Consider the following 11,368-nt stretch of genomic DNA (forward strand, 5'->3'; position numbering starts at 1 on the left):
CGGCTACTTCTCGCGCATGAAGCTAGACTTCTAATAACGATTACACATACAAAAGAAGCTGGCTCCTGCACTGGAGTCAGCTATGGTTCGGCTGTCTCAGGATTTGTAATATTAAAGTAAGAAGCTGACTCCAGTGCAGGAGCCAGCTTCTTTTGTATGTGTAATCGTTATTAGAAGTCTAGCTTCATGCGCGAGAAGTAGCCGTTGCTTGAGCCGATATACAGCTCATCGCCATTACGATTGATTAAGCCATTCAAAATGTCCTTTAAGCGCAAATCGGGATACCCTAATATAACGTCTTGTAATCGGTTCAATTGCTTGCCGGTTTGCTTGTCAAGGAGCAATAGATCTTCGCCGTAAGAAAGCAGTAGCTTGTCATCCAGCACGATGAACTTGTTTGCTCCGTAGTAGGATACTGAACCCGTAAAAGAGGACTCTTTTGTCTTCCAGAGAATCTTGCCATCTGCTTGGCTAACAGCCGTTGGTATGCCGTCCACGGTCATGTAGACGATATCGCCATCGAATACCGCACCCGCTCCTTTGCCTGGAATCGACCATAACGTCTTGGCGTTGACCGCGTCGTATAACGCTGTCTTATACTGTGTCGGCTCGACCTCCGTCTTGTCATCTGCAGGCTGTTGAATGAGCAGGTGTTGTCCCTCGAGCGCATGAACGAATTCATGGTCTCCTATCGTATACCTCGCTTTAACCTGCTTTTTTTTCGTACTCGTATTCACTAATAGGATCTCATTGCCAAGCATGATCCATTGATCGGTTTTCTCCGGCTCGAAGGGGTTGATTGGCGACTCGATGAACGGGCGCGAATAATAGCTTGCCGGCTCGGCTTGTGTGCCCTGCGATGCTTCTTCCCACATGAGATCGCCCGTAAGCGGATCTAATGCCTGCAATGTATTATATTGAACAATCATAATGGCAGCATAACGATCACTATCGTTTATAATCTCATAGCTGTCATTTGTTGACTTGGTCCATCTTTCTTTACCGGTTGCAGCATCAAGGGCGATAATCTTGCCTTCCGCATTCGGCACGGATGATCCTTGATGGATAACAACGGTGTTTTTCGCCCTTGCCACTCTGAAGTCTTCGAGCTTACTCCCGTCGAACGTCCATACAGGCTTGCCGTCGGACAGCCTCACGCGGCTTATCCGCCGTACATATTGTTGCGAAGCGGGGTCATAGTCAATGAATACGGTAGCATATTCGTTGTTGTTGTCTAAGTAAGCTGCGAAACCGCCAAACCCTGCATCGATCCTCCACAACGTCTCGCCGGTTTCCCGATCGACCGCGTAGAGACCTCCGTTATTATGCATGCCGCTATAGCCGCCGTCATCCCCTTTGAGCAGCAGGATGCGATCCGTAACAGCTTGCAAGTACGTATAACCTAGATTGTATTCGTTGCGCYATGTCCAATTCACACCTTTGGTAGAGCTTGGCGGAAGTTCCCGATATTCGTGCATGTACTCCACAGGATACGTATAACTGCTTAATTTCTTATGCTCAGCTAAGGTTGCTGTCTGAATCAGACGCCATTCCTCAACCTTCTTCTCCTTATTAAACGTAATCGTAAAATGGACTTCTCCCAGCTCATAACGCCATGTAACGCCAAGGCGCATCGCTTCATCCGTAGTGCTCATATTGCGCGACGTCTCGATTATATTCGGTTCGCCCAGCAACTGTCTCACCGCTTCTGCATCCGTTCCTTTGGATATAACAGCCTCGATAATGGAGATCGCTTCGGTGACCGGGAGCGAACTATTCGCATCAAGGATGCCGCCTTGCACGTCTTCGCTCGATTCAATCTGTTCAGATGGGATCCAGAGCAGCACAGGCCGATTGGGCTGATATTCACCATAGGGGTTAACCGGCGATTGAAGAACGCCGTACCAGTCGTTCCAGCGGATAGCGCTGTAGATCGACTCGCCAAGATGGCTGCCGTCCGTTGTCAGCGTGCTGCCGGGGAATAAAGAATACTTTGCACCAGCCTTTACATTCAGCTTGACCGGTTGACGCACCCGAATCTCCTTAGAGGCGTCTGTACCATACCAGATCGGTAGCCGGATGAGCCCAACTTCATCGGTAGCGAAGGCAATCCATTCGCCTCGCTGCTCGGACACTTTGAATGTATCGCCAGCTTTGCCGTAGTGACTGGCTTCAAGCGGGATTGACGTAGTGTATGCTTCTCCTGCGAAGATCGGTGCTAGGGAGCTGAGTGTCAGTTGGCCATCTACCGTAAGCAATTGAAGCGGCGTAGCCGTCGGCGCAAGAGTAGGCTTTGGTGTCGCGGTAGTCGACGGGGAAGCAACAGGCAGATCTTCTGATTTGCACCCGATCGTCAGAAGAAGAGCGGAGATAAGCGTGACTACGAGAATGATACGTAACCGTTGTGGCTGGCGTTGAGGACTATCCATATGAACTCTCCCTTGAAATTGGATATTTTTCCATTTAGACGTGAAGTTGCGGAAAAAAGTTTCTGTGCGCGGCTGTTTTAGTTAGATTCATAGATTCAAGTAGTAGCGGGCAGGATGATATGGTATATTAATTCCAAAATATACCTTGGTACTAATGGAGATGAGCGATCCTATGAGCTTTGAGGTTATCGAAGCGACGATTACGTCTATGCAGGCTGCACTGACATCAGGTGAGACTACCTCTAGAGAACTTACGCTTATCTATCTAGACCGAATAGCAGCTCATGACAAAAATGGGCTAACGATCAATTCGGTTCTGTGTGTTAATCCGGAGGCGTTATTTATTGCTTCGGCGCTTGATGCCGAGCGAGCTTCCCGAGGAGTTCGAGGGCCGTTGCACGGTATTCCTATTCTACTTAAGGACAACATCAATACAATGGATCAGATGAGCACAAGCGCAGGTTCGCTGGCGCTGGCGGGCTCCTATGCGGGAGAAGACGCAACGGTTGTGAAGAAATTGCGGGAAGCGGGCGCCATTATACTCGGCAAAGCTAATATGACGGAGTTCGCGAACTTTATGACAGATGGCATGCCTTCGGGATACAGCTCGCGCGGCGGTCAGACGCTCAATCCGTATAACATCTCCAAGCCGACTGGCGGCTCGAGCGCAGGCTCCGGCGTTGCCGTTGCGTGCAACTTCTGTATGGTCTCTATTGGAACGGAGACGTCGGGCTCGATACTTAATCCTGCGAATCTGAGCTCGACGGTCGGGATCAAGCCTACTGTGGGGCTCGTTAGCCGTTCCGGCGTTCTCCCGTTATCGACGAGCCAAGATACGGTTGGACCAATCGCTCGGACGGTGACGGATGCGGCTATCGTGTTGAGCGCCATAACCGGCTATGATGAATCGGATGCGGCGACAGGGGCGATGCAGTGGAAGGGGCATGGCGATTACACGCAGTATTTGGCGCGAGGCGGTTTGAGAGGTGCTAGAATCGGTATTCCAAGAGATTATTATTTCGAGGAGCTGACGGAGGAGCAGCTTGCGATATTCGATGCTGCCGTCCAAGTGATGAGGGGGCAGGGGGCAATTATCATTGATGCCGCCAATATTAAGACAGCTCGTCAAATCGTTTATTCCTCGGTCGTGCTTAATGAATTCAAGTCGGCGCTTAATGCTTACTTAAGCAAGCTGCCGGCAGGTGCGAAGCTGCGATCGCTCAAGGATATTATCGCCTTCAATAATGAGCATCCCATTGAAGCGCTGCGTTACGGTCAGACGACGCTGCTTGCGGCAGAGACGACGACAACGGGTATGTTGACCGAAACGCCGTACTTGCGGGATCGCGCCGCCGATCTGCGGCTCTGCAAGGACGAGGGCATCGATGCGACGCTTGCTGAGCATCAGCTCGACGCCTTGCTCTTCCCGGCCGACTTCGGCGCTAGAATTACGTCTCGCGCCGGATATCCGAGTATCATCGTACCTGCAGGCTACACATCCGAAGGCGTACCGTTCGGCGTGACGTTCGCCGGAGCGGCATACAGCGAGCCGATGCTTATTAAGCTAGCTTACGATTACGAGCAAAACTCGCTCGTCCGCAAGCCGCCGTCGCTTAAGAGTTACGTCTAAGGCCCGCTGCAATGCAGGCTAACGCTTAACTTTAAAGTGTACGACGGCGCTGTATACCATTTTCTCCATCTTCGGATGGAACGTCACCTGATGGCTAATGGAATGGACATCAAGCATAAGCGCCTTGTTCATATCGATCTGACTATTGACCATACGCTCCAGCGACTTCAAATCCGTCGCTTCAAAAAACTCGATTTTCGTATCCAATAAATCCAAACGGAAATCCATTTTGTAATCCCCAATCTTTAAGTTTCTATTAATCGTCGTTAATACACATTATACCTATTCATAAGGAAGAGAGCGAGGGAGCACCCGAATTGATGGATCGTATTTGGAAGTACAAGTTTCATTACCTTATCGTATTGCCGGCATTACTGCTTATTGTTATCTTCAAGCTAATTCCGCTCATTCAAACGATGTATTACTCCTTTATTGACTATAGTCCGTTTCGAGGAATGTTTGGCAGTCCTTGGGTGGGTTTCGGCAACTTCAAGRCACTGTTCGAGGAAGCATATTTTTGGCAGTCGCTTCGTAACACTGTTATTATTCATTTTGGTTTCGTATTCGTAAGCGGTGTTATTTCTTTGTTGCTGGCTCTTGCACTAGGGGCTATACGTTCAAAAGCGGTTAGAAACACGTTCCAAGCGATTTTCCTCATTCCTTATGTTGTCCCGTCGATCTTTACTGTCGGAGTCGTGATGATTCTATTGTCGCCAGATCATTCGCCTATTGACCTGACGGACGATCTGCTGCTCGCAGACCCGTTTTGGACGAAGCCAATTATCATTGTTGTTGAAGTATTCCGAAGCTTAGGTATTCCAGTGTTGATCGGACTTGCTGCAATCCTAACCAATGGCGCTGCACAGACGGCTGGCGTGCGTGGCAGATCTAATCTAGCTGCTGCATCAAGAGCGATAGCTGCCTATTTGATTCTCTATCTATCGTTCATACTCACAGGCCAGCTTGAGTTGACGTCAAATTTAGTCAATCCGATTACGATGGAAAGTGGAAACACAGTCGATAATTACATTATGTCGAATGGGTTGATGCTGGCTAGATATAGCTTATCAGCCGCCGCAGGAGTAATTGTATCGATAATTCAGTTGGTTCTTGTGATTCTGGCATACCTGCTCGTGAGAGGCAAATTCCTACGCGATTTGTTTAGCGGAATTCAAAATCGGAATGCAATTCAAGATACTAATAAGGCAAATACGTGGTGGGGGACAGCTATCTCCGCGTTATATGCAGCAGTCATATTGCTATTCTTATATTTCCTGTTAGTGGATCCGTTCACGAGAAAAAGCACTTCAGGAGTTGGCGTGTGGGATCATATGTCATTATGGAATATAGCCGGGTATTCGATTAGTTATTTTGTTGCTGCAGTCGTCTTTATGCTTATTACCGTAACGCTTGCGTATCCATTAACCGTAAAAAAATTGCCTGGCCGCAGCTTATATAAACTGTTTCTGCTCTTCGTGCTGCTATTCAATAAAAATCTGATTGGCGAATTTTTCCTTTTTATGGAGCTGGACATGGTAAATACGATGTTTCCACAAATGTTCATAGGATTTTTTGCACTTGCTTCTGTATTTGTGCTGAAGTCGATATTTAATAGCCGGTACAGCGATCTGAAGGAACAGGCTGAGGCAAGCGGGCGTGGTGAGCTGCATACGTTCTTCACGCTATATATTCCTAAGGTATGGAAGCCGCTGTTGGCGCTTGGCGTACTGCAATTCATTTCATTGTGGAATGCCTATTTGCCTTCCATCATTTACAATGCTCGAGAGGATGGACACTCTCCCGTTGCAAAGGGGTTTCGGTTGTTAATGAGCGATCCTGCGAACTTCACCGATCCAAGCGTTTGGCAGTATTGCGCACTCATAAGTTTGCCGCCGATCATTCTGCTGCTCGTATTCCGTAAATGGATTACTTCCGAGGTGCTCGCTAGTCAGATTACGAAATGATTGAGCGCTACTGTAGTTCGATGTCAGAAAGAGAGCTAGCTTCGCAAGAAGCAAGCTCTCTTTCTTGTTATTGGCTATACCTCAAATCTACCAGTTCATGTATACTGTTGGTATTGTTTAGAGAAGGGGTTGCTTAAAGGAATGTATGTAGATCCGTCGTTGGTGCACAAGAAAGAAAAAACGTATTATGTAATAGCGCTCGTATTTAGTATTATAGCTTCGCTCGTATTGTTGATTTCGATTATAGGCATTTATATTTTATTGTTTATTGTCGTCGTGCCGCTCATTGCTCAAGCGATACTGAACGCGAGCATTCGAATAAATGGCGTGCGAATTACGCAAAAGCAATTTCCCGAGATATACGAAATCGTATATCAACAGAGCTTGCGGATGGGGCTTCCATCGTTGCCGGATGTATATATCATGGAATCAAGCGGGGTATTGAACGCCTTCGCAACCCGGTTCTTTGGCCGAAATATGGTCGTGCTTTATTCGGATTTATTCGAGCTGATGAACAGAGGCGGGAGCAAGGAGCTGACGTTCGTCATCAGTCACGAGCTTGCGCACTTGCAGCGGAGGCATCTAACGAAGCACCTGTTCATCATTCCAGCCATGTGGCTGCCGTTCCTTGGCGACGCCTACTCGCGGGCATGTGAGTACACATGCGACCGAATGGCTACTCATTTCACAGAGGACGCTGAAGCGGCAATGAACGGACTAACGGTACTGGCAGTGGGCAAGAGCTTATACAAACAGGTGGACCGTGAAGATTATTTGCTTCAGAGCAGCAGTGAGCGCGGACTTTTCGTATGGCTCGCGGAGAAGTTGTCAACTCATCCTCCGCTTCCTAAGCGGATCGATGCGATTCAGCGGTATGTCGACCCGCATCTGTCTCCGCGCTACCGGTCGTCGAGGATGACTTATATTATAATTGGCTCCGTCTGTGTTGCGATCTTAGTAATGTTTATTACCGGAATTGTTTTATCCGCTTCGCTTTTCAAAGTGGCAACTGGCGCGTTTGAGGACAGTACGCAGAACGAGGAACTGCTGGATGCTGCATTGAACGGGGAAACTCTTCGCGTTACGGAGCTGCTGCAGGCAGGCGCTGATCCTAATACTACCGATTATGATGGATGGACCGTGCTTATGAGTGCCGCTGATCAGAATAACTTAGAAATGGCAAAAGCGTTGCTTGAGTCAGGTGCATCGATTGATTTGATCGAGGAAGAATATGAGAATACAGCATTGACGGTAGCAATAACAGGCGGCTATGTTGAAATGGCTAGATTGCTGCTTGACCATCAGGCAGACCCGAATCTGCAGGACAGCTATGGATGGACGCCTCTGATGACTGCCGCATCACACGGTGATGAGAGCGCGGTTATGCTGCTGCTCGAATATGGTGCTGAACCGTCTACGATAGACGATTCGGGCTGGAGTGCTTCTGACTATGCGTTAGAATCAGGTTACGAGGAGCTGGCTGAGAAGTTGAAGCCGGGAATAGGGGAAGCAGCTTAGCTGCTTCTCCCGCTTCATCATAACAAAGAAAGAGAAGCTTGATTGCTCAAGCTTCTCTTTCTTTGTTAAAGCTATGTATGATTGCTGTACCTTCATAGTTTCACTATGGTCGGGACGACACGATTTGAACATGCGACCCCCTGGTCCCAAACCAGGTGCTCTACCAAGCTGAGCTACGTCCCGTGAAAGAGATGGTGCCGTCGAGAGGACTTGAACCCCCAACCTACTGATTACAAGTCAGTTGCTCTACCAATTGAGCTACAACGGCGCGTTATTCTCTTTGACACAAGATGTATTATTACACACAACTCGTCCTTTATGCAAGCTTTTTTTTAAAAAAAATTTGATCTACTTCTCAAGCTAGCTTTTTCCGCCGAACCATGCCTCGCTTAAGAGCCGAATACCTTCTGTAAGCTGGGCTTCCTCCATGCCTCCAAATCCAATCATCATATAGCCCCCCGGACAATCTGCAGCATGATTCCAATGACGGGAAGGGGAATAGGCACGGCAGCCCGCAAGTTCTCCAAGCCGAAGCAGATCCTCGCTTTGCCGGCCCTTCACATGCAGCAATAGATGAAGACCGGAACGGTCGCCGATTACTTCGACGTGTTCTCCCATCCAGCGCTGAATAGCGGCCGTAACTGCTTTATGTTTCCCTTGATAGATGCGCCTCATCTTACGGATATGTCTGGCGAAATGTCCCCGACTCATGAATAGCGTAACCGCCTTCTGAATAATAGGGGAGACGGGGTGACTGTAATTTGCAAGCTTGTCCTGAACGGTTGCCATTAAGGTTGGGGGAAGGACAAGATAGCTTAAACGTGCAGCAGGCAGGAAGGATTTGGAGAACGTACCCATATAAATAACCTTGTCCGCTGTATCAAGCGCTTTGAGCGCAGGAACAGGTTGACCGTAATAGCGGAATTCGCTATCGTAATCGTCTTCCAATATAAGCCCGTCACAATCAATCGCCCATTGCAGCAGCCTTGTTCGCTTATGAATAGGAAGTACCATACCGATCGGGAATTGATGGGAAGGAGTCACATAAGCGACCTGCACGCCAGCCGTATAAAGACGCTCAATCTGAATACCGTCATGCTCCAAAGGAATAGGGCTTAAGGAGCAGCCGTGATTGCGCAGCACCGTCTTAACACCCGCATAGCCGGGTTCTTCCATGCCAATACGCTGCTCTCGCAGCGACAGGAGCTGGCACAGCATGCTCACAGAATGTTGTGTACCCGCGCATACGATAATTTGGTTGGGATGACAATGGACTCCGCGTGATTCGAAAGCGTAGCGGGCAATCTCTGCACGTAACTCAGCATCCCCTTGATAGTGTCCGTACCCAAGAACCTCGCTTGACCTGCTCGAGACGGCTTCGACGAGACAGCTTTTCCATACTTCATGAGGAAACCGTTCGATCTCCATATCTCCATACTGGAAGTCGTAATCGACTTTGCGCGGCAAAATAGGCTCGTCAGCCATGTTCACAATCTCCGATTCCATCTCCGTCTTATCTGTCTTTAAAGGCCATATGAGCTCCTCCAGCGGTAATACGCGGTAACCACCTCGTTCCTTGCTGTCCACATAGCCTTCCGACAGAAGCTGCTGGTAAGCCGCTTCTATCGTATTTTTGCTGAGGCCAAGATGAAGCGCAAGCTGCCGGATAGCCGGTAATTGGACCCCTTCGGCAAGCGACCCCGCTTCAACCTGGGATCTAATATATTTGTACAGCTGCATGTAGACCGGCTGGCTGCTTTGTTTATCGATAATGGGAGAGATGGCGATCATCGTCATGATTTATCTGACCCCTTTAGAATTATAGTTTTTGTCACTTTTCGTAGTGACAACGATTGTATAACATGACAGTAACACATATCTATTCCATTTGGGAAGGTGAAGAACATGTTTACCGTACGTTTGGATGTAAGAGCATGCAGCGATCAAACAAAGATCGATTTTTTTCTGAATCAGGCACAGACCGGATTTCTTGGTCTATCGGACGGCAAGCTGCCGTATGTTGTACCTCTTAATTTCGTTTGGTGGAATGGAGCGATCTATTTTCACGGGGCTGAAGAGGGTAGGAAGGTAAGGATCATTGCGGACAATAACGAAGCATGCTTTACGGTTAGTGAAAATTATGGGACGATTACGCATCCAGTACCTGCGCATACCGACACCGCATATATGAGCGTTATGATCTTCGGTAAAGCGGAGCAGGTTACGGAGCGGGAGGAGGCGCACGCGGCGATGCGGGCGCTCCTTGACAAGTATGTGCCCGGCTTTTATAAGGACCCGCTGGCGAGAACGCATCTGGAGCGCTATCGCTCCTCCAAAGGCAGCGCAACGCATGTGTACAAAGTAAGCTGTGAGACGTTGACCGCGAAGGAAAATGCGACTGCCGAGAGTAGGACGTACAAGCCGGGATTAACAGTCGACCAGGCTTAGAGCTAGCCGGAAGCAATAGCAAACCCAGCCTGTCAAAAAAAAGAGGATGCTGCTCTGCGAATCCATTGGATTCACGGAGAAAGCATCCTCTTGCTGATTAGGATAAGATTAGGCCAGCTCGCCCTCGACAACGGGCTCGTTTTGTTGAATAAGCATCTCTACTTTACGAATGCGGTTTTTGCTCGTCTCGCGGATAATGAACATCAGGTTCTCGTAATGATGCTCCTTGCCCGGCTTCGGATCTTGCACTTGACTGTACAGCCAGCCGCCCACCGTATCGACATCCTCGTCCTCGAAGATCGTTCCTGTAAGGTCCGCTAGTTCATCAAGCGATACTTTTCCGTCCAGCAAGTAGCAATTATCTGCTAGCTGTTCTACGTCCTTGCGTTCATCAGCATCGAATTCATCGCGAATCTCGCCGACGATCTCTTCTAATATATCTTCAATCGTAATGAGTCCCGATGTTCCGCCGTATTCATCAACCAAGATAGCGATATGGACGCGTTCCTGTTGCATTCTCTTCAGCAGCGACTTAACTGGCGTTACCTCAGATACGCTAAGTACCGGATGAACAAGCTTCTTGAATTCAAAGTTGCTGTTCGATTCATATTCTAGGAAAAGCTGCTTCGTGTTGATCATACCTACAATATTATCTTTGCTCTCCAGTGCGACCGGGAAGCGGGTATATTGTTCTTTGCGAATGATTTCCATATTTTCTTGCAACGATTTGTTCGTAAATAAGCAGATCATATCTGTGCGGGGAACCATAATTTCCTTGGCTAGCAGCTCGTCGAATGCGAAGATTCGGCTCACATAGCCGTATTCGGTATTGTTGATCTTCCCGCTCTGATAACTCTCATTAAGAATAATCTGAATTTCTTCCTCGGAATGAGCTTCTTCATGCTCCTTGGCCGGCTTAAGTCCGAACAATCGTACGATTCCGTTAGCTGAGCCGTTAAGCAACCAGATGAACGGGTACATAATTGTATGGAAGAAAATGATTGGTTTAGCCGTTAGGAAGCTGATAAACTCGGCTTTCTGGATGGCCCAAGTTTTCGGTGCAAGTTCACCGACAACGACGTGTAGAAACGTTACTGAAACGAAAGCGATAATAAAGGATAAGATATGGCTAATATCACTATTGAGTTCAAATCGTTCAAATAAGGGTAAAAGCATTTTTTCAACGGTCGGTTCTCCCAACCAGCCCAGCCCGAGCGCAGTAATTGTTATACCTAGTTGGCAGGCTGACAAGTAGGCATCCAGATTGCTCGTAACCCGTTGAACGGCAAGAGCGTTCTTCCGGCCCTCAAGCACTAACTGATCGATTCTACTGGAGCGAAGCCGGATAATCGCGAACTCCGTTGCCACGAAAAAAGCAG

8 protein-coding genes and 2 tRNA genes are annotated in these 11,368 nt (G+C 48.4%); 4 read left to right on the forward strand and 6 right to left on the reverse strand.

Annotated elements, in window-relative coordinates; genetic code table 11:
- Positions 1-170: 170 nt before the first annotated feature.
- Positions 171-2,429, reverse strand: a complete 2,259-nt coding sequence (locus AB4Z33_RS29155) for an outer membrane protein assembly factor BamB family protein (protein ID WP_442053266.1) — start codon at positions 2,427-2,429, stop codon at positions 171-173.
- A gap of 172 nt (positions 2,430-2,601) precedes the next feature.
- On the opposite strand from AB4Z33_RS29155, the gene AB4Z33_RS29160 reads away from it, so the two are divergent.
- Positions 2,602-4,059, forward strand: a complete 1,458-nt coding sequence (locus tag AB4Z33_RS29160; protein ID WP_442053267.1) for an amidase family protein — start codon at positions 2,602-2,604, stop codon at positions 4,057-4,059.
- A gap of 18 nt (positions 4,060-4,077) precedes the next feature.
- On the opposite strand, the gene AB4Z33_RS29165 is transcribed toward AB4Z33_RS29160, so the two are convergent.
- Positions 4,078-4,287 carry a YrzA family protein gene (locus AB4Z33_RS29165; RefSeq protein WP_337098573.1) on the reverse strand — a complete coding sequence of 70 codons (210 nt, stop codon included), beginning with the start codon at positions 4,285-4,287 and terminating at the stop codon, positions 4,078-4,080.
- A 92-nt stretch (positions 4,288-4,379) separates the two neighbouring features.
- Here AB4Z33_RS29165 and AB4Z33_RS29170 point away from each other — a divergent pair, with 92 nt between their 5' ends.
- Positions 4,380-6,023 (forward strand): hypothetical protein, encoded by a 1,644-nt coding sequence (locus tag AB4Z33_RS29170; protein ID WP_442053268.1) that lies wholly within the window; start codon positions 4,380-4,382, stop codon positions 6,021-6,023.
- A 162-nt stretch (positions 6,024-6,185) separates the two neighbouring features.
- Positions 6,186-7,541, forward strand: a complete 1,356-nt coding sequence (locus AB4Z33_RS29175) for a M48 family metallopeptidase (protein ID WP_442053269.1) — start codon at positions 6,186-6,188, stop codon at positions 7,539-7,541.
- A 106-nt stretch (positions 7,542-7,647) separates the two neighbouring features.
- On the opposite strand, the gene AB4Z33_RS29180 is transcribed toward AB4Z33_RS29175, so the two are convergent.
- The 3 genes from AB4Z33_RS29180 to pdxR form a co-directional block, all read right to left on the reverse strand.
- Positions 7,648-7,724: transfer RNA gene (locus AB4Z33_RS29180), tRNA-Pro, on the reverse strand.
- A 9-nt stretch (positions 7,725-7,733) separates the two neighbouring features.
- A tRNA-Thr gene (locus AB4Z33_RS29185) sits at positions 7,734-7,809 on the reverse strand.
- 92 nt (positions 7,810-7,901) lie between these two features.
- On the reverse strand, positions 7,902-9,338 hold the full coding sequence (gene pdxR, locus AB4Z33_RS29190; RefSeq protein ID WP_442053270.1) for a MocR-like pyridoxine biosynthesis transcription factor PdxR: 1,437 nt from the start codon (positions 9,336-9,338) through the stop codon (positions 7,902-7,904).
- Positions 9,339-9,446: 108 nt separating this feature from the next.
- On the opposite strand from pdxR, the gene AB4Z33_RS29195 reads away from it, so the two are divergent.
- Positions 9,447-9,989 (forward strand): pyridoxamine 5'-phosphate oxidase family protein, encoded by a 543-nt coding sequence (locus AB4Z33_RS29195; protein ID WP_442053271.1) that lies wholly within the window; start codon positions 9,447-9,449, stop codon positions 9,987-9,989.
- 108 nt (positions 9,990-10,097) lie between these two features.
- Here the strand turns inward: AB4Z33_RS29195 and AB4Z33_RS29200 are convergent.
- Positions 10,098-11,368 (reverse strand): hemolysin family protein (locus AB4Z33_RS29200; RefSeq protein WP_442053272.1); only part of this gene is annotated, 1,271 nt, incomplete at its 5' end.

Source organism: Paenibacillus sp. 2TAB19 (assembly GCF_052115185.1).
In the GTDB taxonomy this organism is placed as follows: Bacteria; Bacillota; Bacilli; order Paenibacillales; family Paenibacillaceae; genus Pristimantibacillus.

Bases quoted from the DNA above. Each gene is read 5' to 3' on its own strand.
- AB4Z33_RS29195 (WP_442053271.1), top strand. From the start codon at position 9,447: ATGTTTACCGTACGTTTGGATGTAAGAGCATGCAGCGATCAAACAAAG.
- AB4Z33_RS29165 (WP_337098573.1), bottom strand. From the start codon at position 4,287: ATGGATTTCCGTTTGGATTTATTGGATACGAAAATCGAGTTTTTTGAA.
- pdxR (WP_442053270.1), bottom strand. From the start codon at position 9,338: ATGACGATGATCGCCATCTCTCCCATTATCGATAAACAAAGCAGCCAG.
- AB4Z33_RS29160 (WP_442053267.1), top strand. From the start codon at position 2,602: ATGAGCTTTGAGGTTATCGAAGCGACGATTACGTCTATGCAGGCTGCA.